Genomic DNA, 19,600 nt, shown 5'->3' with positions numbered 1-19,600 from the left:
CCGGTTTTCCGGCACGCGCTTGAGCCAAAGTGGGCGCATATTCACTCAACGTGATCCTCGGCCTTGTGCCGAGGAGCTAACCACGTCGATAAAATCAAGGCGCGCGGGCAATAGGGACAACCCCGAGGATAAGTCGGAACTGTCTTGCCGCTCGCTCCCACCCCAGCGATGCTGCACCTCGAACTCCCAACTAAGACGACGCCGCACCCGTGTCCGGGGGCCGTTGGAGACGGGTGGCTGCAGCCCTGATTTTCGGCCACCAGCCCCGAACGCGGGTAAGTATGGCGTGGCGGCCATTGCGCCAAAGGCTGATCGTATCGGCTGAGATGGCAGCACCGCTGAAGAGGTGACGGTGGTGGCTTATCGCCAGCACACGGTACAGAAACAGTGTCGTCAGGGCCGAAAACAGGATGGACATCACCACATCGCTGAGGAAATGCCCGCCGGCCGCGATGCGAAGACCGGACATGAGAATGATTGCCCCGGCGGCAAGGGCTCCCACCACCCATCGCCCATAGGGCCGCAGGCGCGGCCAGACAAGCACGCAGAGTGGCAGGAAAAAGCTCGCGATCAGTGCGGTTTCACCCGAAGAAAACGAACAGTTCGAATAGCATTGCGTGCTGAACTGAAAAGGTGGCGTGAAAAGCTGATGCCCGCCAAATTCGGTAACGCTGAACGGACGCGCGCGACCGATCATGGCCTTCAGCACGCCGTTGACCAGCAGCCCGGCACAGAGGATCACGGGACCACAAAGGAACGCCCAGACTCGCCAGCCGGTTCGCTGCGAAGTGCCGAGCCGGAGATTGCCGACAAGGACCAGGAAAGTCAGAAGCGCGGCGAGCTCGACACCTTCCCGCAACGTGTCGCGCAGCCATTCGGGAAACGGCTCCCGGCCAGGCCATGGCTGGCCCACCGGCGAGAAAAACAAGGCGGAAAAGCGCAGATCTATAGAGGGGAAGGTCGCAAACAGGATCACCAGCGCAAGCGCTGCGAACGTAACCCAGATGGTGATCCGCATATGCGAGAGATCATTGTCCATTGGCGCTCTCCGGGATGCACTGTGGTGGCAGCCGCCACAGCCCGATTTCCCTGCCCTCGACAAAGCCCGGGCCGGCGGTCCAGTGCGCCACCGGCGCCTCGCCTGCAAGACACGCCGGCAAGCCATCGGCACTTGCCAGAAACAGCGGATTTTTCGCTTCGCCCGGCTTCAATGGATAAAGAAGGGCATAATGGCTGGACGGCACGCCGGTTTCCGGAAGCGCACGCGTCAACATCTGTTTCTCGTCCCGCAACTGGTAAAAGAGCTCGGCCAATATCGAACGATCATTGGCGACGATAGCGTCCGCACCTGCTTCACGCGCCCGCGACAGGCCGGTCGATACCAGCTCGGAGCTTCCAAGATAACGTGCCATCGCCAGTTTACCGTTCGGCAGGCGCAAGCCCGTTCCCACTATCGTCAGCAGCGGCAGCGCGATTGCGACGATGCCGCCGAGGACCAGTGTGGATACGATGAGCCAACGTCGCGATGCCAGGATCGGCACCGCCAGCAGTACGCCTGCCGCATAAGCTCCCACCGCCCAATTGGCGAGTGCCCGCGACATGAGGCCCTGTGCCGTGATCAAAAGCACGATCGGTACGGAAAGAGCGACGAGCGCCCGTGCTTCACCGGTTTTTGCGCGGATTGTCGCAACAATCATGCCGACGAAGACGTATGGCCCAACCACACCTGCCTGGGAAAAGAAGAATTCAAGCGCGGAGCCGATCTTGAGTTGGACACCGTGCCAGTTGGCATTGTCGGCGGTGTGGCGTGCCGTCATGAAATCATGGGCCGCATTCCACCACAGATTGGGCGCGATGACGGCAACGCAGACGAGCGCAGCAATGACCGCGTCACGCAGCCGGATCCGCCATGCTTCGCAAAGCCAGCTGGCGGCGATGAAGCACGGCAGAAAATAGATCATCGCATATTTCGACATCAGCCCGAGGCCGAAACAGAGACCCAGAGCGATGCTCCAACCCAACGCCGCCCTGCCCTCGCTGCGGGCGAGCGCAAGCTTGCGCACGGATATCATCGACAGCACGATGAACAGCATCATCGGCGTATCGGTCGAGATCAGCAGGCTGCCGAGCGTCACGGCTGGCAAGGTCAGATAGATCACTGCCGCAAGCGAGGCCAGCCTGACATCATAGATCATGCGGCCGAGCACAAAAATGGCCGCCGCCGCAACGCCATGCACGACGGGTGCGGCGAGCCGCACCTGAAACGTACCCTCCCCGCCGCCCAGAATGGTGGCCGTGCGAATAAGCCAGCCGATGAGCGGTGGCTTGGAATAGGCGCCGAGCGCCATTTCGCGACCCCACAGCCAGTATTGCGCCTCATCGACAAAAAGGTCGGTGCGGTTGAAGGCGAGCCCGAGGACGCGCAGGGCAGTTACGAGGACAATTGCCGAAAGCGCGAATGTCAGCCATTGGCGCTCAGCGCCTGCCCGCGCATAAGGCAGGGTCGTCGCCTCATGCATGCTGGCGGCGTTCTGCATGGATCAACCAGAGATTTCGAGCATAGATAAAGAGGCCGGATGCCTGCCCGAGAACAAAGACCGGATCGCGCCGCCACAGTGCATAGGAGAGCAGCACCACACCGCCAAGAATCGAAAAATACCAGAAAGCCACCGGCATGACCGACCGGTTGGCCCGTTCCGATGAAATCCATTGAACCAGAAAACGCATGGTGAACAGCATCTGGCCCATGAAACCGGTCAAGACCCATACGAATTCTTCCCAGCTGTTCACATGCAGCATGGACCATAAAGCCGGTACGTTCACGGCAATGTCTCCGTTATGAAAGTTTCAGCCCAGCTTGAACGCTTGCGCCGGCGCAAAAGCCATGCGACGCCGATCAGGTCGTGGATGCCCACCAGCGCCCGGCCGATATTGGTATAATGGGAATTTCCATGCAGCCGCGCCCGGTGCGTGACGTCGACATGGGCGACCTGCCAGCCGTCACGATTGAACAGCGCCGGGAAGTAGCGGTGGTGATGGTCGAAATAGGGCAAAGCGAGGTAGGCGTCGCGGCGAAAGGCCTTGAGGCCGCAGCCGGTATCGCGCGTGCCATCCTTCAAAATTCGCGCCCGAAGCCCGTTGGCAAAGCGTGAGGAAAGGCGTTTTCCCAGCGTGTCGCGCCGGCCGACGCGCTGGCCGGCCACCAGCCCAAGCCGGCGCGGTGCATTGGTGGACAGAAGCGGTGCAAGAAGTGCCGGCAGATTGTCCGGCGGATTCTGGCCGTCGCCGTCCAGCATACATACGATAGGCGCGCGCGCCGCCTGCACTCCGCTGTGGATCGCAGCCGATTGACCGCCCTGGCGGTCGTGCCGCACCAGCCGCAACATGTTGTAACGGGCAGCGAGCGCCAGAACCGCTTCCGCCGTGCGGTCAGAAGAAGCGTCATCCACTACCACGATCTCGAAGCGTCCGACCGGCGCACAGGCGCTCACGATCTCTGCCACCAGCGTTTCAACGCTCGCTTCTTCATTGTGCATGGGCACGACAACGGCAAAATCCGGGGCAGATCGCAAATTGGCTCCGTCACATCCGTCTGCGCGGGTTCCGCAAACATCATCGATTGTGGCGAGAGAAGGAGCGTGAAAAGCTTGCATGAACATGAACAGCCGTTGATCTTCGCTGGATATGCGCCCGTTCTGTTGCAGTTTTATTACGTGGCCTATCGGCGCGGCTCTTCGATTTTTTCACGCCATGCGGGAAATTATCCTACAATTCCCTGTCCTTTAACGCGACCGTAAACAATTTTTGCAACGGTACGGCCACGTTTTTTGGGGGGAGGAAAACAGGATGCCGGGTGGAAATCCGACTGCTGTCAAAGCTAAATCATTGTCAATCAAAGCCAAATTTGCCGCGCTCGTTACCGGTGCGACACTGGTTTCCTGCCTGTCGGTGGGGCTGCTGTCCTACGAGATGGGTAAATCGGGGCTGATCGACGCCAGCAAGATCAGGCTCGAAACGGTTGCAGGCAACCAGTCCAAGCAGCTTGATGCCTATACGTTGCGCGTCGAACAGAGCATTTCCGAACTGTCGCAGAACGCCGCGGTGGCCCAGGCGCTCGAAACGATGACCACCGTTGTCCCAACGGAAAAGGACGCCATCATCCAGGCTTTCCGCCGAGAGGGCGTCTCCGAAGAGGAGCGCGCCTCCTTCAACGGCGAAGGGTTGCGGCTGCTCTACGCCATTCGTCATGCGACCATCAACGCCGCCATTGCCAGCGTCTGGCGTAATACCCGCGTCAGCGATATCTACGTGATCGACAAGAACGGCCTGATTATCTATTCCGTGACCAAGGGAAAGAACTTCCTGACCAATGTAACGGAACCGCAGAACGCCGCGATCAAGGAGCTGTTCGACCGCATCGAAGCCGGCAAGGACGGCGTCGTCAGCACCACGGGCTTCAGCGATGGCGAGAATAATTCGGCCATGATCGGCATGCCGCTCGCCGTCTCCAACTGGGGTCAGCTCCAGCGCAAGGGTGCCGTTATCATGCGCATCGCCGCCGATCGCATCGGCGCGGTGGTGACGCCCGAGGAAACCGGCAAGACCATCGACGACGCCGTTCTCCTGAGCGCCGACGGGAAACTCAGGGCTGGCGTCCTCTCGGGCGGTGCGGATGCTGCCGTTTCCGAAAGTCTCGCTGCCCTTTCCAACGTAAACGACGCCGGAACGGTCATGGCGCAGACACCTGCGGGCAATATCTTCTATGCCTATCGTCCGGTCGCCGTCTTCGGACAGAAACATCTTCTTGCCATCGGCCAACAGGAAAGCAAGGTTCTCGCCGCTGCCAACGATCTCGCCTTCTGGGCAGCGGTGGCAACGCTGGCCGTACTTGCAATAATGACGCTGATCGGGATTTTCGTTTCCGCGAGCCTGACCAAGCCGTTGACCGGACTTGCCGGTCTTATGGAGCGCCTGAACGGCGGTGAAAACAACATCGAGATCAAGGCAGTTTCCCGTGGCGACGAGATCGGCACCATGGCGCGCGCGCTGGAATCCTTCCGCCAGGGCATTCTGGACAAGCAGCGGATGGAAGCCGAAGCCCACCGCAAGGGTGAAGAACTGGACGAGGAACGCGCCCAGCGCGAGATGGAGAAGGCAAGAAGCGCCAGGGAACTGGAAGAAGCCGTGGACGCGCTCGCCACCGGTCTTGCCAATCTCGCCGCCGGCAGGCTCGATCTTCGCATCGAAAAATCCTTCGTTCCGTCACTCGATCATCTGCGCATCGACTTCAACAACTCCATGGCAGGGCTGGAAGCGACGATCTCCAATATCGGCGGAAGCGCCAATGCCATCCGCTCCGGTTCCGGCGAGCTGAAAAGCGCCTCGGAAGACCTGTCGCGGCGCACAGAACGTCAGGCAGCAGCCCTTGAGGAGGCGGCAGCGGCGCTCGGAGACATGACGCAGGCTGTCAATCTGTCGCTGTCGCGCTGCAATGTCGCCGTCGCCGCTACGGCGGATACGATGCAGGATGCCCATAGATCCACGGCTGTCGTCAAAGAAGCGATCGTTGCCATGGAACGCATCGAGACCTCTTCGGCCAAAATCCGCCAGATCATCGATGTCATCGACCAGATTGCCTTCCAGACCAATCTTCTGGCGCTGAATGCCGGTGTTGAAGCAGCGCGCGCCGGCGAGGCCGGCAAGGGTTTTGCAGTCGTGGCGCAGGAAGTTCGCGAGCTGGCCCAGAAATCGGCCGCCGCCGCCCGCGACATCACGCAGCTCATCGCCACCTCTGCGGGTGATGTGGAAAGCGGTGTGGCGCTGGTGCTGAAGACCGGTGAAAGCCTGGAACAGATCCAGAAACGCATCCAGTCGGTCAACGACCAGATCGGCGAAATCGCTACCGCGTCGCGCGAACAATCCGGCCGTCTCAGCGAGATCAATGCCTCCGTCAATGAACTCGACCACGTGACACAGCAGAACGCCGCCATGGTGGAGGAGACAACGGCCGCCGCCTTCTCGCTCGCCAACGAGGCGGATGGCCTGACCGAACAGGTGGGGCAATTCTCCGTGGGCGATCCTCGCCGGCGAGACCAGCGTTACGCGGCATGATGCGCAACAAAAAGGGCCGGAGGCAAAACCTCCGGCCCTTTATTTTGCCTGAAAACCCGATCCGGGCTCCCAGGGGCAGAAGCCCCTGGGAACACGCCGGCGACCTGGCACCACAGCCCCTCGCCGGCTTCCGGGGAGGACCTCAGAAGAAACCAACCTTGTTCGGGCTGTAGGACACGAGCAGGTTCTTGGTCTGCTGGTAGTGGTCGAGCATCATCTTGTGGGTCTCGCGACCGATACCAGACTGCTTGTAGCCGCCGAAGGCCGCACCCGCCGGATAGACGTGATAGCAGTTCGTCCACACACGGCCCGCTTCGATGCCCCGCCCGGCGCGGTAGGCGATGTTCGTGTCACGGCTCCAGACGCCAGCGCCCAGCCCGTAAACCGTGTCATTGGCGATTTCGAGCGCTTCCTCCACGGTCTTGAAGATGGTGACGGAAACAACGGGACCGAAGATTTCCTCCTGGAAAATCCGCATCTTGTTGTTGCCTTCAAAGACAGTCGGCTGGATGTAATAACCGTCTTTCAGATCACCCGACAGCGTCTTGCGATCACCGCCGGTCAGAACCTTGGCGCCTTCCTTCTTGCCGATCTCCAGATAGCTCATGATCTTGTCAAACTGTTCCTGCGAGGCCTGTGCGCCCAGCATCGTCGACGGATTGAGCGGATCGTCCTGGCTGATGGCCTGAACGCGCTTGATCGCTTTTTCCATGAAGCGGTCATAGATCGATTCATGCACCAGAGCACGCGAGGGGCAGGTGCAGACCTCACCCTGGTTCAGCGCGAAGAAGGCAAAACCTTCGAGCGCCTTGTCGAGGAAGGCATCGTCCTCGTTCATCACGTCGGCAAAGAAGATGTTCGGCGACTTGCCGCCCAGTTCCAAGGTGATGTTGGTGACGTTGTCGGCGGCATAACGCATGATTTCCTTGCCGACCGAGGTGGAACCGGTAAAGGCGATCTTGGCGATGCGGTTGCTCTGCGCCAGCGGCTTGCCGGCTTCAAGGCCAGTACCATTGACGATGTTGAGGACGCCAGGCGGTAGAAGGTCTTCAATCAGCTCCATCACGATGAGAATGGAGGCGGGCGTCTGCTCGGCCGGCTTCAGCACCACGCAATTGCCTGCTGCAAGCGCCGGTGCGAGTTTCCACGCAGCCATCAGGATCGGGAAGTTCCATGGAATGATCTGGCCGACGACACCGAGCGGTTCATGGAAGTGATAGGCGACGGTATCGTTATCGATCTCGCCGATCGTGCCTTCCTGAGCGCGGATGCAGCCTGCGAAATAGCGTAAATGGTCGATGGCGAGCGGGATATCCGCATTGGTGGTTTCACGCAGCGGCTTGCCGTTATCCCAGGTTTCAGCCCGGGCGATGAGATCTAGATTGTCTTCAATGCGCTGGGCGATCTTGAGCAGGATGTTGGAGCGCTCGGTTATGCTCGTCTTGCCCCATTTGTCGCGGGCCTTGTGGGCCGCGTCGAGCGCAAACTCGATGTCGGCTGCATCCGAACGCGGCACTTCGCAGATCTTGTGGCCGGTCACCGGCGAGAGATTATCCATGTAGCGGCCGGATTTCGGCTCCACCCACTTGCCGCCAATGTAATTGCCGTATTTCAGCTTGAAGGGCGCTTCGCCCGCTTTCTGCTGAACCTGAATATTCATGATTTCATCCTCCCTGATGAAAACGATCCTGAGCGGACCGCATGAAAGGAAGGTGGGCCCAGATGGCACGGTTCGGTAGAGGGGCGACGCGGTTCCGCAGCGCACATTGTCTCACATCTGCGACAAAGCCGCGTTGATCCGGCGTGATCGGCCGGATCGCAACCACACGGACGTCAATGAACGTCGAATTTCTTCATCTTGCGATGAAGCGTGGCCCGGCTGATGCCGAGCAAGGACGCGGCCTGCGTGACATTGCCGTTGGTGCGCGACAACACGCGCCGCAGCGCCGAACGCTCCGCTTCCGCGAGGTCGGAACCGCTGTCATGGCGCTGTTCCTGCAGGATATCCGCGGCCGGGAGACCCTGCGCGATGCGGGCATCGTCCAGCTTCAGCGCAAGACGAGCGGCGCGGGTCGCGCCGAGCACGAGATCGTCCTGATCCACGGCGAGCAGCGAAAGCGCCGCCCCGAACCCACTTGGCACGACGACGATGCGTGCCCCCGGAAAGGCACGGCGGAACAGATTGCCCTCGATGCGCTGCGCCGCGTCCTTCACCGCCTGGGTGACAAAAGAAAAGGTCATCTCGTTGATGTCGTCGCGGCAGGTGGAAATATCGAGCGCACCCGTCACCCGGCCGGTATGATCGCGAATGGGAGCCGTGGTGCAGCACAGTTCCGTATTCGACGTGAAGAAATGTTGGTCACGATAGACAACCACCGAACGCTCGTCGACGAGCGCGGTGCCTATGCCGTTTGTGCCAACGCTCTCTTCGCTCCAGACGGCGCCGGACCAGAGGCCGAGCGCCCGGAAATCGCGATCATCGCCGGACGCGCCTCGCCGCTCCAGCGCAACGCCCTGAGCATCGGTCAGGAGCAGGCAGCAGCCGGATCTCCCGACACTGTGGAAAATTCGGTCAAGTTCGTCGGTGCTTTCAGCAATCAGGCCAGCGGCACTTTCACGGGCGCGCCGAAACTCCGTCTCGCTGAGAAAGATCGGCTTGCGATTTTCTTCCGGTGCAAGACGGTGCTTGACCATGCAGCGACGCCACGAGGCGACAATCGGCGAACTTGCGGCTGCGGAACGGTGGCGTGCGGTTTCATACACGCGTTCCGCATGGGCGATGTCTGTCGGCATGCGCTCCTCCCAAAGCTTTTGGGCGATGGTGCGCTGGAAGCGTCGATGTTTCAACAAAAAACTTCGCGACCGGCATCGGAGGCGCAGCTGACGGTCAGACCGCCTTGAAGTAACGCCTGCCGGCAGTGACCTCCGGTTCGTCCTCAACGGACAGGAAGGTGTCATCCACGAGGCTGGCAATGGATGTCAGCGGACCGGGCTTGCCGAAAAAGAAGCCCTGCACCTGCAGGCAGCCTTCGCGGCGCAGGAACTCGACATGGGCCTTGGTCTCCACACCCTCCGCAAGCACGGGAATATTCAGGCTATGTGCCAGAATAAGCGTCGAACGCACGATCGCTTCGGACTGCACATTGGTCGACAGCCCGTCGATGAAGGCTCGGTCGATCTTGATCTTGTCGAAAGGGAAACTCTGCAACGTCGAAAGCGAGGAATAGCCCGTGCCGTAATCATCCATCGCGATCTTGACGCCGAGCGCCTTGAGCTTGCGGATGGTGACAAGCGCATGGCGGTGATCGGCGATGATGCTGCCCTCGGTGATTTCCAGCTCGAGCCTTTCAGGCGCAAGGCCCGTTTCTGCCAGGATTTTTTCGACCTTGTCCGGGAACTCGTTATCCGCAAGCTGCTGCGGCGCCACATTCACCGCAATGGAAAGCGATTTTTTCCAGAGTGCCGCCTGCGCGCAGGCTTCTCTCAGAACCCACTCGCCGAGTTCGACGATGAACCCCGTCTGCTCCGCGATCGGGATGAATTCGGCGGGAGAAATCATGCCCCGATCGGGATGGTTCCAGCGCAAAAGCGCCTCGAAGCCGACGATACTGCCGCTTCTGGTGTCGTTCTGCTGCTGGTAATAAAGCTCGAACTCGTTATTGGCGAGGCCGCTGCGCATGGCGACGGCAAGCACATTGCGCTCACGCGCGGCCTCATCCATCGATTTATCGTAAAAGCAGATCGTATCCGAACTGCCGCTTTTTGCCCGGTACATCGCGACATCCGCCTGCGCCATCAGCGTATCGGCATCGATGGAGCCGGTATTGCGGACCGAAATGCCCACACTCGCACCGACCGAAAATGTCTGCCCGTTCCATTCCACCGGCCTGCTGATCTGGTCGATCAGCCTCTGGGCGAATTCGGCGCCATCGGCGCGGGTATAATAGGAATTTGTCATCGCCACGAATTCATCACCGCCCATGCGCGCCAGAAATTCGCCGGCCTTCAGCACGGAACTCGCCCGGTCGGCGATGGTGCGAAGCACGGCGTCGCCCGCCGCATGGCCGTGAACGTCATTGATTTCCTTGAAACGGTTGAGATCGATGGAAAGAAGCGCGGTGTGTGCGCCCAACGAAATATGACGGGTGCGACGATTGAGATGTTCGATGAAGGCTGCCCGGTTGGGAATGCCGGTCAGCGGATCGTGCAGGGAAAGATGGCGATAGCGGGCGACTGCCTGCTGGGTGGACTGGGCGTCGATGACATAAGTGGAAAGCCCCAGTGCCAGCAGCAACAGCGTCACCGCGATGGCGCCTCCGCCCATGATGGCCGGCGGCAGCAGATTTTCAGGAATGATGATACGCGGGTCGAAGGCGAAAGACATGGAGGCCATGCCCGTATAATGCATCGACGCTATCGCCAGGATGAGAAACGCCACCGCGCTGTACTGGCAGAACCGATTGACGGGCCGCGAGACCCGATTGACTGCAACGGCGCCCAGCACTGCCCCCAGCACGAGGGACGCGATGACATAGTTCTGATCCCAGAAAATCATGCCCTGAACATTGTAGGCCGCCATGCCGGTGTAGTGCATGGCTGCAATGCCGAGACCAAGGATGATCCCGCCGGCTTCCACCAGCACGCTGCGCCCGCCATAGGCAGAAATTCCGAAACCGGCAGTCGTTGTGGTAATCGCAATCAGAAGTGACAGCCCGGTCAGATACGGATCGTATCCCACGTCACCCGCAGCAACATAGCCCAGCATCGCCACGAAATGGGTGGTCCATATCGCCGCGCCGCCATTGACACCTGCCAGAAACAGCCAGTTGACCTTCTGCACCCCCGTCGCCAGACGTGCTTTCGAAAAAAGGCGCATCGACACGAAACTACCGAGCATGCAGACGAAAACCGCTGCGACGGTATATCGATAGTCGTGATCGATGGTAAGGCACTGGAGAACTTTGAGCATTGTCATCTACGCAGTTGGAATTTCGCGTAGCCTTATCATTCGCCAAGTTTTCGCCCGGTTTACATGAATGGATAAGCACATATTAAAAGTTGCAACATGCGAGTGAATTAGTACAACCTAATAAACCCGCAAGGCGTGCGATCGAAAAGCAGGCCTCTCTTGTCTTTGTCTCCCGTTTGTATTATAGCGCCCGCACCCGTGTAGACACCCTTGGAGGCAACGCGGGTGGGATGGCGCTTGCCGCCTCCCCAGTTCAGCGCCCGCGGGCATGAACTCTCCATATAACCTCGAAAGGAATTGCCATGAGCAAAGAATCGTATGAGCTCAAGGCCGAGGCGCGCGAACGAGTTGGTAAGGGGTCCTCTCGTGAACTTCGCCGCAACGGTTTGATTCCCGCTGTCATCTATGGTGACAAGCAGGCCCCCATTTCTATCGCCCTGTCCACCAACGAAGTCACCAAGCGTATCCACGCCGGCGGTTTCATGACGACGGTTGCGACGATCGACGTCGACGGCAAGAAGATCAAGGTTCTCCCGAAGGATTACCAGCTTGATCCGGTCCGCGACTTCACCATGCATGTCGACTTCCTGCGCGTTTCGGGCAACACGCTCGTCAACGTCGAAATTCCGGTTCACTTCGAAAACGAAGAAAAGTCGGACATCAAGATCGGCGGCGTTCTGAACATCGTTCGCCACACGGTGGAATTCCACTGCCCGGCCAACGACATTCCGGAAGCCATCACGGTTGACCTCTCCGGCCTGAAGATCGGCGACAGCGTTCACATCTCGAACGTCAAGCTGCCGAAGAACATCACGCCCGTTATCGCCGACCGTGACTTCACAATCGCAACGATCGTTGCCCCGGCAGCAGGCGTTGAAGAAGAAGCAACTGAAGAAGCTTCCGAGGAATAAAATCGGCGGCCGCAAGGCCGGACAGCTTTGAAGAACGAGGCCCGTTCCGTTTCCGGAACGGGCCTTTTAGTTTTTATGAACTTTAAAAACAGAAAGCCCGCTCCCCGCCAGCGATGCGGGCCGTGCTTCAGCGTCGATTAACACTTCCATGAAACGATACCCTTGCGCCCTCATGGAAACACCGGCGGGTCGAGAAATAGCGTGGGGAAAGGGCTCGGCCCGGGATCTGACGCATCTCTGTCCGAAAGGATGAAACAGGGCGCAGCAAGTCTGGGGCAAAGGGTAGCTGCAATCGAACATGGCTCATTCCGTCGAAAGTCGCTTTATCGCGATTGTTTCCGGCGCACTTCTTACAGTGGTCGCCCCGCTCTTCACGCTTTTGCTGACACTTTCCTATAACGAGGCTATTCGCAGCCAGCGCAACCATATCGAAATTCTGCTGTCGACGAATACGCAGGCGCTGGCCCGCCCCCTGTGGGACCTCGATGACGACACGATAAACCAGATTACCGGAACCCTTGTCTCCGATCCCATGATCCGTATGGTCGAGGTCAAGGATACGTCCGGCCAGCTTGATGTCGTTCAGACCGCCGGCAGCGACATCATCCAGGATGCCGCCTCGACGACGCGCGAGGTTATCTACAAGACGACCAAGGGGCCCGTCACGGTCGGCCAATTGACGGTGTATTACGATGATGTCGGTCTTCTGACCTCTCTAAGCCGCACCGAACTGGCCTTTATCACGATTTTCATCCTCGCCATTCTCACCATGGTCCTTGCCGCCATTGCCGGTAACCGCTTCATGGTCATCCGTCCGCTGATGCGGCTGGCCGCGGCAATAGAAGCGACACGACGCCTCGGCTCCCGCCACCACGTCGACTGGCGGTCGAAAGACGAGATCGGCCGGCTGGCGAAAAGCTTCAACGAAATGCAGAGCCAGCTCGAAAAAGAAGAGCTGGAGATAAAGAACGCCCACGCCCGCAAGACGGAAATCTACAACCGCACGCCGGCCATGCTGTTTTCGCTGGACAGGCACGACAGGATCGCCGCCGTCAGCGACTACTGGGTGCAGGCGACCGGTTATGACCGCGCCAGAATACTCGGCCTGAATTTCGCCGACCTCATCCACCCCGATGACCGGACATTATTCCAGGAACGCAAGGCGGCGCATCAGGCGGGTGACACCCAACAGGCAGGCATCACCGTTCGCTTCCACTGCAGGGATGGCAGCGTCATGGATGCCCTTATCCTAGAAAAAGCCCTCGATTCCAGCGATACGGCCCATCACAGCACCTGCCTCTGCGTTATGACCGACGTGACCGAACTTCGGCAGTCGGAAAAACGTAATCGCCAGCAGGCCATTTCCGACCATCTGACCGGCCTCTTCAACCGTCAGGGCTTCGAGGCCATCCTCGACCTGCAGATTCGCGATGCGGACAGGAACGGCAGCGAACTCGCTTGCCTGTTCATAGATCTCGACCGGTTCAAGGCCATCAACGACAATCTCGGTCACGCCGCAGGCGATGCCGTTCTGCGCGAATTCACATTAAAACTGCAGCCGCTGCTGACACCGCTGGACAGCGCCTCGCGTCTGGGCGGAGACGAGTTCGCAATCCTGCTGGCCGGTGACAAGGTGGAAGAGCGCGCCCTGCAGTTCTGTGAGCGCATCTGCACCCTGCTGGACACTCCATTTGAAATCGAGAACAACAGCATCCGCCTCAGCGCCAGTATCGGTATGGCGGTCTACCCCCTTCACGCCGCGAGTGCCTCCGAGCTTCTGCAGAACGCCGACATGGCCATGTATACCCGCAAGCGGACAGGCAAGAACGGCTCCCAGGTCTTCGACAGCTCGATCATGGACAGGGCTCGCGAACATGCGGAACTGGAACGGGATATCGCGCAGGCGCTTTCCGAAGACTGGTTCGAGGCCTATTTTCAGCCAATTCAAAACATTGCAACCGGCCAGACAGCGGGTTTCGAGGCCTTGCTGCGCCTCAACCATCCGGATAAGGGGTTGCTTTCCCCCGCAGCCATCATCAGCCTTGCGGAAGAGAACGGAACCATTCACCGTATCGGCAACGTGATCCTTGATCAGTCGGTCGCCAATCTCGCCAGGCTGTCGCGCCTGCCGGGCATGGCGCAAACCTATGTGGCGGTGAATTTTTCGCCATTGCAGTTCGAACCGGGACTGCCGACACGCATTGCCGGACTGTTGCACCGGCACGGCATTCTTCCCGGGCGGCTGGTCATCGAAATCACCGAAGCGGTCATCATGAAGGACGATCCACAGATCCGGGCGATCCTCACCGCCATCCATCAGCTGGGTTGCCGCATCGCGCTGGATGATTTCGGCACGGGTTACTCGTCGCTCAGCTATCTCAGCCGCTTTCCGGTCGATATTGTAAAGATCGACCAATCCTTCACCCGCTCGATCTGCGACGATACGGTGGAAATCCGGCAGCGCAACCGCATGCTGGTCGAAGGTATCGCAGCCATCTCGCACAAGATGAATTGCGTTGTCATCGCCGAGGGTGTCGAGACGGAGGAGCAGAAGCTGCTTCTGGCGGATATGGGTGCCGATTATGGCCAAGGTTACTTTTTCGCTCGCCCGCAGCCCGTCGAGCGACTGATTGCCACTTATGAGGCCGGGTCCGGACAAAGCCGCGCAGCGGCGCGACAAGCCTGAGCCGACGGGGAGTAGTCATGGGATTGATCCGCTTTTGCCTGGTCTTTCTTGCTCTTGCCAATCCCGTCTGCGCGGCCAAGCTTTTCCTGACCACAGAAGTCTACCCGCCCTACAACCTGCAGGGCAGTGACGGCAGCGTACGCGGCGTCTATTTCGACCAGCTCAAGATCATTCTTGAGGACACCGGCACCAGCTACGAGGTCGCCGTCATGCCCTGGGCCCGGGCGATCGCCCTTGCCACAACACAGCCGATGCATTGTGCCTTCGCCACGGCGAGGACCGCCGAGCGGGAAAAGCTCTTCAAATGGGTCTCGCCAATCCACATCGATCGCAACATTCTCGTGGCGCGGCGCAAGGCGAATATCAATGTCGTGAGCCTCGAAGACGCCAAGAAATACCGGGTTGGAACCCAGCGCGGCGACTACACCGAAACCCTTCTGGAAACGCTCGGTTTTCCGCAGGTGGATGTCGGCGCGGATTTCGAGATCACGCTTCACAAGCTGACGGCCGGACGCATCGACCTTATGCCCATGTCGGAAAGCACCTTCAAGAGCCTGCCGGCGCACACTTTCAGGGAAGTGATAACGCTGTCGAGACAGCAGCTTGGGCTTGCCTGCAACAAGAGCGTGCCGGACGAGGTTATCGCGAAATTGCAGGCCCGTCTCGATGAGCTGATCGCCGACGGGACACAACAGCGGATCTTCGACCGTTACGATCTCATCAGGCCCTGAGCGTCGGCCGGCATTGCCGCAACCCCACAAAAAGATTGACAGCCAGCGGATTTCAGGGTGGTGACAACAGCATCATCAGGCACAACGCGGACATGCTTCATGAAGATCATCGCAGGACTTGGTAATCCCGGCACGCAATATGCCGGAAACCGGCACAATATCGGCTTCATGGCGGTGGATGCGTTACAGCGCCTGCCTTCGTTCGCGCCCTGGTCAAAGAAATTCAAGGCCGAGATTTCCGAAGGCGAGATCGCCGGAGAAAAGGTCCTGCTGATGAAACCGCAGACCTATATGAACCTGTCGGGCGAATCCGTGGGCGAAGCTATGCGCTTCTTCAAACTCACGCCGGCGGACATCATCGCCATCCATGACGAACTCGATCTTCCGGCCGGGCGCGTGCGCATCAAGACCGGCGGCGGTCACGGTGGCCATAACGGCCTGAAATCGCTCGACGCCCATTGCGGCAAGGATTACCGACGCCTGCGCCTCGGCATTGGGCATCCCGGTGACAAGGAGCGCGTGCACGGCCATGTGCTGGGCGATTTCGCCAAGGCCGACCGGGTCTGGCTGGAGCCGCTGCTGGATGCGATTGCCGACAACGCCGCCATGCTGGTGAAGGCGGAGGATTCCCAGCTGATGAACAAGCTGGCGCTGGCCACGGGCAGCAAGCCCGAAGCCGAGAAGCCGGCCAAGGCAGCCAAACCCGCCGCGCAGTCTCATATCCACCAGGCACGCAACAGCGCCCAGCCTAAAAAGCTGCCGGAGACCGGGCCGATGGCCGAGATGCTGAAGCGGATGTTCGGCAAGAAGGACTAGATCGCGAATGTCTTCGAAGACCATCACCCTGCGCGAAGCCGGAACCAGCGATCTGGCTGGATTGCTTGATCTCTACCGGGCGCTTAATCCATCCGACCCGGAAATGACGACGGAAGAAGCAAAGACGGCTTTTGCGGCCATGCTCGCCCAGCCGGGTCTGACCGTGTTTCTTGCGACCGAAGGCGAGGAAGCGGTCGCTACCGCCACGCTGCAGATTGTTCCAAATCTCACGCGCGCCGCCCGTCCCTATGCTCTTATCGAAAACGTGGTGACACTGGAAAACCGTCGCGGCCGCGGATATGGCCGCGCGGTCGTGCGCCATGCCGTCGAGGCGGCTTTTGCGGCGAATTGTTACAAGGTGATGCTGCTGACAGGGCAACAACGCCCGGAGGTTCACGCCTTTTACGAAAGCTGCGGCTTCGTGCAGGACAAGACCGGCTTCCAGATCCGGCAGGATTGATGCTCACTCCTCCGGCTCGGTCGTGAACATCAGCGGAAATCCCGCTTCCTTGCCGAGATCGGTCGCCTCCTTGGCCTTCGTCTCGGCAATATCACGTTCGCAAACGACGACCACCGCGCTGCCGAAACGGTGCGCCGTCATCATCACCCGGTGGCCGGCCTCCTCGCTCATGCGGAACACGGCTTTCAGCACCACAGTCACGAACTCACGTGGCGTATAGTCGTCATTCAGCAGAATGACCTTGTAGAGCTTCGGCCGCTCCAGCTTTGGCTTGACCTTCGGTTTTGGTTTGAGATCGACAGGACTGTCGCTCATCATGGCCGCTCGTGCCTGCCGTTCATCGCGGTTGCTCATGGGAAAACCCCGTTGATGACGAAAGATCGATCGCTTGACCCGCTTATATTGCGCCGCAACCACGCCATCGGCAAGTCTGTCAGGAATTCCTCGCCTTTAAGAAGCCTTTGCCGGCCCAAATCGACCCGCGGGCTTGACCTTCCCCCGCCCTTTCCGCAAAAGGCTCCTCAACGAATTCTTTCAAACGGACAGGTTTCAAGCCATGGGCTTCAAATGCGGTATCGTTGGATTGCCGAATGTCGGCAAGTCCACTCTTTTTAACGCGCTGACGAAAACGGCCGCCGCACAGGCCGCCAACTATCCCTTCTGCACCATCGAACCGAATACCGGCGAAGTGGCGGTGCCCGATGCGCGCATGAAAATCCTTGCCGACATCGCCGGCTCGAAGGAAATCATCCCGACCCGCATCTCCTTCGTCGATATTGCCGGTCTGGTTCGCGGCGCATCGAAGGGCGAGGGTCTCGGCAACAAGTTCCTCGCCAACATTCGCGAAGTCGATGCCGTCGTACACGTGCTGCGCTGCTTTGAAGACGACGATATCACCCATGTGGAAGGCCGCATCAACCCGGTTGGCGATGCCGAAACGATCGAGACCGAGCTGATGCTCGCCGATCTCGAAAGCCTGGAACGCCGCGTCGAGCAGACGCGCAAGCGCGCCACCAGCAAGGACAAGGAATCGCTGGCCCAACTGCCTGTCATGGAAGCCGTCATCGCGCTGCTCACCGACGGGAAGCCGGCACGCCTGCTTTTGAAGACACTGGCGGACGAGGAAATCGAAATCCTCAAAGGCCTCAACCTTCTGACATCGCACCCGGTGCTTTATGTCTGCAACGTCTCGGAAGCCGACGCATCGTCCGGCAACGAGCACACCGCAGCCGTCGCAGAAATGGCGAAGCAACAGGGTGCGGAATGCGTGATCATCTCGGCGGCGATCGAAGCCGAAGTCGCACAGCTTCCAGCCGATGAAGCTGAAGAATTCCTCTCGGCCCTTGGTCTTAACGAGGCCGGCCTCGACCGGCTGATCCGTGCGGGATACCACCTGCTCGACCTCATCACCTATTTCACCGTCGGCCCCAAGGAAACACGCGCATGGACGATCGTGCGCGGCACCAAAGCACCCGCCGCCGCCGGCGTCATCCACAGCGATTTCGAACGCGGCTTCATCCGCGCCTTCACCATCGGCTTTGACGATTACGTTACCTACAAGGGCGAAGTCGGCGCCAAGGAAGCTGGCAAGGGACGCGACGAAGGCAAGGAATATGTGGTTCAGGACGGCGACGTCATCCACTTCCGCTTTAATACCTGATTTGATCTGAACGGGCTTGCTTCTTTTGTGGGGCGGACCCAGCCGCTTGTTTCTTCTCCCCGACCGGGGAAAAGATTGCCCCAAGGGTCGGATGAAGGGCGACGTTGCCGCAGCTCGCTACCTTCGCCCGCTCATCCCGCTGCCGCGACCTTCTCCGCGGCGGGGGAAGATGCAAGACGCATCCGCTCGCTCCATAGCGCCTTCCCGCTCCGATATTGCGCCACCGATTTGACCTTTACGTAAAGGGAAAAATCCTCTTAGATGCGACGGTATTGACTGTGCGAAGGGAGGAAACCATGGCGCCGGTCGCGACCTATGCTTACGAGGATTTCACGGTAGGGCGGGAGTTTCCGCTTGGACCGCAACCGATCTCCGCGGGGCAGATCATTGCTTTCGCCAGCGAATTCGATCCGCAACCCATGCATCTTTCCGAAGAAGCAGGCCGCCAGAGCATTCTTGGTGGGCTTGCAGCTTCCGGCTGGCACACCTGCAGTCTGCTGATGCGAATGATGGCGGACAGCTATATCTCGGATTCGACGTCGCAGGGCAGCCCCGGCATCGACTACGTTGATTGGAAGAAGCCGGTTCTGGCAGGAGATAGGCTTTCTGGGAAATCCATCGTGCTGGAGCAGCGCCCTTCGGCTTCGCGCCCCGGTATCGGCCTCGTGAAATTTCGCCACGAGCTTTATAACCAGCGCGGCGTTCTGGTGTCGCACGGCGAAAACACCGTGATGTTCCTGATGCGCGGCAATGGAGGTATTGCGGCATGAGACTGGCAGAACTCTCCCCGATCGGCGAACGAGTGACCCTCGATACGCTGCATTTTTCCGCCGAAGACATTATTCGCTTCGCCCGCGATTTCGATCCGCAGCCATTTCATCTTGATGCCGAAGCCGCAAAGAACAGCGTTTTTGGCGCACTTTGCGCATCTGGATGGCACACTGGTGCAGGCTGGATGAAGTGTTTTCTCTCGTACTGGGCCAAAGAGGTTAAAAGACTGAAGCTTGAGGGCCTTGAACCGCCAAAACTCGGCCCTTCACCGGGCTTTCGCGAACTTAAATGGAAAAAGCCGGTCTTCGCGGGAGACGATGTCACCTACTTCGTCACCCTGCTCGATACCCGGGCGCTGGAATCCCGAGCCGGTATCTGGCTGAACACCACATTTAACGAAGGGGTCAACCAGTCGGGAGAGACCGTCCTGACTTTCCAGAGCGGGGTTCTGGAATTCGAATAAGCGAGCTTCGGGGCATGTCATT

At 59.5% G+C, this 19,600-nt stretch carries 17 protein-coding genes; 9 read left to right on the top strand and 8 right to left on the bottom strand.

The annotated features are described in order from the left end of the window. Positions 1-190: 190 nt before the first annotated feature. Genes WA845_RS06605 through WA845_RS06590 form a run of 4 tightly spaced genes read right to left on the bottom strand, consistent with a single transcriptional unit; the run spans position 191 to position 3,659 of the window. Positions 191-1,039: a phosphatase PAP2 family protein gene (locus WA845_RS06605; RefSeq protein ID WP_037089792.1), complete on the bottom strand. Its 849-nt coding sequence runs from the start codon at positions 1,037-1,039 to the stop codon at positions 191-193. Further along, a complete protein-coding gene (locus tag WA845_RS06600) occupies positions 1,029-2,537 on the bottom strand; it encodes a glycosyltransferase family 39 protein (protein WP_162719151.1) in 1,509 nt (502 codons plus the stop codon). The genes WA845_RS06605 and WA845_RS06600 overlap by 11 nt, the downstream gene beginning before the upstream one ends. Beyond that, positions 2,512-2,799 carry a lipid-A-disaccharide synthase N-terminal domain-containing protein gene (locus WA845_RS06595; protein ID WP_035209260.1) on the bottom strand — a complete coding sequence of 96 codons (288 nt, stop codon included), beginning with the start codon at positions 2,797-2,799 and terminating at the stop codon, positions 2,512-2,514. The genes WA845_RS06600 and WA845_RS06595 overlap by 26 nt, the downstream gene beginning before the upstream one ends. Positions 2,800-2,819: 20 nt before the next feature. Then, a complete protein-coding gene (locus WA845_RS06590) occupies positions 2,820-3,659 on the bottom strand; it encodes a glycosyltransferase family 2 protein (protein ID WP_037089786.1) in 840 nt (279 codons plus the stop codon). A gap of 187 nt (positions 3,660-3,846) precedes the next feature. Here WA845_RS06590 and WA845_RS06585 point away from each other — a divergent pair, with 187 nt between their 5' ends. Beyond that, positions 3,847-6,111: a methyl-accepting chemotaxis protein gene (locus tag WA845_RS06585; RefSeq protein WP_045532019.1), complete on the top strand. Its 2,265-nt coding sequence runs from the start codon at positions 3,847-3,849 to the stop codon at positions 6,109-6,111. Positions 6,112-6,253: 142 nt separating this feature from the next. On the opposite strand, the gene adh is transcribed toward WA845_RS06585, so the two are convergent. The 3 genes from adh to WA845_RS06570 all read right to left on the bottom strand — a co-directional run bounded on the left by adh (position 6,254) and on the right by WA845_RS06570 (position 11,080). Then, the gene (gene adh / locus WA845_RS06580) at positions 6,254-7,771 is read right to left on the bottom strand and encodes an aldehyde dehydrogenase (RefSeq protein WP_112554076.1); all 1,518 of its coding nucleotides are present in this window, start codon (positions 7,769-7,771) and stop codon (positions 6,254-6,256) included. 173 nt (positions 7,772-7,944) lie between these two features. Then, positions 7,945-8,904: a helix-turn-helix domain-containing protein gene (locus tag WA845_RS06575; protein ID WP_006699467.1), complete on the bottom strand. Its 960-nt coding sequence runs from the start codon at positions 8,902-8,904 to the stop codon at positions 7,945-7,947. A gap of 94 nt (positions 8,905-8,998) precedes the next feature. Beyond that, the gene (locus WA845_RS06570) at positions 8,999-11,080 is read right to left on the bottom strand and encodes a putative bifunctional diguanylate cyclase/phosphodiesterase (protein ID WP_060942556.1); all 2,082 of its coding nucleotides are present in this window, start codon (positions 11,078-11,080) and stop codon (positions 8,999-9,001) included. A gap of 302 nt (positions 11,081-11,382) precedes the next feature. Between WA845_RS06570 and WA845_RS06565 the strand changes: the two genes are divergently transcribed. The 5 genes from WA845_RS06565 (at position 11,383) to WA845_RS06545 (ending at position 16,684) form a co-directional block, all read left to right on the top strand. Beyond that, a complete protein-coding gene (locus WA845_RS06565; protein WP_004442950.1) occupies positions 11,383-11,991 on the top strand; it encodes a 50S ribosomal protein L25/general stress protein Ctc in 609 nt (202 codons plus the stop codon). A 298-nt stretch (positions 11,992-12,289) separates the two neighbouring features. Further along, entirely contained in the window at positions 12,290-14,677 is a 2,388-nt protein-coding gene (locus WA845_RS06560) for an EAL domain-containing protein (protein ID WP_112554078.1), read from the top strand. 17 nt (positions 14,678-14,694) lie between these two features. After that, positions 14,695-15,408, top strand: a complete 714-nt coding sequence (locus WA845_RS06555) for a substrate-binding periplasmic protein (RefSeq protein ID WP_048902733.1) — start codon at positions 14,695-14,697, stop codon at positions 15,406-15,408. 99 nt (positions 15,409-15,507) lie between these two features. Further along, complete coding sequence (pth, locus tag WA845_RS06550; RefSeq protein ID WP_004442954.1) at positions 15,508-16,224, top strand: aminoacyl-tRNA hydrolase; 717 nt, start codon at positions 15,508-15,510, stop codon at positions 16,222-16,224. A gap of 7 nt (positions 16,225-16,231) precedes the next feature. Next, positions 16,232-16,684, top strand: a complete 453-nt coding sequence (locus WA845_RS06545) for a GNAT family N-acetyltransferase (protein ID WP_337322236.1) — start codon at positions 16,232-16,234, stop codon at positions 16,682-16,684. A gap of 3 nt (positions 16,685-16,687) precedes the next feature. Here WA845_RS06545 and clpS read toward each other — a convergent pair whose 3' ends face one another. Then, positions 16,688-16,999: an ATP-dependent Clp protease adapter ClpS gene (clpS, locus tag WA845_RS06540; RefSeq protein WP_006699463.1), complete on the bottom strand. Its 312-nt coding sequence runs from the start codon at positions 16,997-16,999 to the stop codon at positions 16,688-16,690. Between the two features lie 241 nt (positions 17,000-17,240). On the opposite strand from clpS, the gene ychF reads away from it, so the two are divergent. The 3 genes from ychF to WA845_RS06525 all read left to right on the top strand — a co-directional run bounded on the left by ychF (position 17,241) and on the right by WA845_RS06525 (position 19,578). Beyond that, positions 17,241-18,344, top strand: a complete 1,104-nt coding sequence (ychF, locus tag WA845_RS06535) for a redox-regulated ATPase YchF (RefSeq protein ID WP_004442957.1) — start codon at positions 17,241-17,243, stop codon at positions 18,342-18,344. Positions 18,345-18,640: 296 nt separating this feature from the next. After that, positions 18,641-19,114, top strand: coding sequence for a MaoC family dehydratase (locus WA845_RS06530; RefSeq protein WP_006699462.1), 474 nt, complete (start codon positions 18,641-18,643; stop codon positions 19,112-19,114). Beyond that, entirely contained in the window at positions 19,111-19,578 is a 468-nt protein-coding gene (locus WA845_RS06525) for a MaoC family dehydratase (protein WP_004442959.1), read from the top strand. The genes WA845_RS06530 and WA845_RS06525 overlap by 4 nt, the downstream gene beginning before the upstream one ends. Positions 19,579-19,600: the final 22 nt, after the last annotated feature.

Source organism: Agrobacterium sp. CMT1, assembly GCF_037203725.1.
Lineage (GTDB): Bacteria > Pseudomonadota > Alphaproteobacteria > Rhizobiales > Rhizobiaceae > Agrobacterium > Agrobacterium pusense.
The sequence above is the reverse complement of the archived record's forward strand: the minus strand, read 5'-3'. Positions and strand labels throughout refer to the sequence as shown.

Bases quoted from the DNA above. Each gene is read 5' to 3' on its own strand.
- WA845_RS06555 (WP_048902733.1), top strand. From the start codon at position 14,695: ATGGGATTGATCCGCTTTTGCCTGGTCTTTCTTGCTCTTGCCAATCCC.
- WA845_RS06560 (WP_112554078.1), top strand. From the start codon at position 12,290: ATGGCTCATTCCGTCGAAAGTCGCTTTATCGCGATTGTTTCCGGCGCA.
- WA845_RS06565 (WP_004442950.1), top strand. From the start codon at position 11,383: ATGAGCAAAGAATCGTATGAGCTCAAGGCCGAGGCGCGCGAACGAGTT.
- ychF (WP_004442957.1), top strand. From the start codon at position 17,241: ATGGGCTTCAAATGCGGTATCGTTGGATTGCCGAATGTCGGCAAGTCC.
- pth (WP_004442954.1), top strand. From the start codon at position 15,508: ATGAAGATCATCGCAGGACTTGGTAATCCCGGCACGCAATATGCCGGA.
- WA845_RS06575 (WP_006699467.1), bottom strand. From the start codon at position 8,904: ATGCCGACAGACATCGCCCATGCGGAACGCGTGTATGAAACCGCACGC.
- WA845_RS06590 (WP_037089786.1), bottom strand. From the start codon at position 3,659: ATGTTCATGCAAGCTTTTCACGCTCCTTCTCTCGCCACAATCGATGAT.
- adh (WP_112554076.1), bottom strand. From the start codon at position 7,771: ATGAATATTCAGGTTCAGCAGAAAGCGGGCGAAGCGCCCTTCAAGCTG.
- WA845_RS06595 (WP_035209260.1), bottom strand. From the start codon at position 2,799: ATGCTGCATGTGAACAGCTGGGAAGAATTCGTATGGGTCTTGACCGGT.
- WA845_RS06570 (WP_060942556.1), bottom strand. From the start codon at position 11,080: ATGCTCAAAGTTCTCCAGTGCCTTACCATCGATCACGACTATCGATAT.
- clpS (WP_006699463.1), bottom strand. From the start codon at position 16,999: ATGAGCGACAGTCCTGTCGATCTCAAACCAAAACCGAAGGTCAAGCCA.
- WA845_RS06525 (WP_004442959.1), top strand. From the start codon at position 19,111: ATGAGACTGGCAGAACTCTCCCCGATCGGCGAACGAGTGACCCTCGAT.
- WA845_RS06600 (WP_162719151.1), bottom strand. From the start codon at position 2,537: ATGCAGAACGCCGCCAGCATGCATGAGGCGACGACCCTGCCTTATGCG.
- WA845_RS06605 (WP_037089792.1), bottom strand. From the start codon at position 1,039: ATGGACAATGATCTCTCGCATATGCGGATCACCATCTGGGTTACGTTC.
- WA845_RS06530 (WP_006699462.1), top strand. From the start codon at position 18,641: ATGGCGCCGGTCGCGACCTATGCTTACGAGGATTTCACGGTAGGGCGG.
- WA845_RS06545 (WP_337322236.1), top strand. From the start codon at position 16,232: ATGTCTTCGAAGACCATCACCCTGCGCGAAGCCGGAACCAGCGATCTG.
- WA845_RS06585 (WP_045532019.1), top strand. From the start codon at position 3,847: ATGCCGGGTGGAAATCCGACTGCTGTCAAAGCTAAATCATTGTCAATC.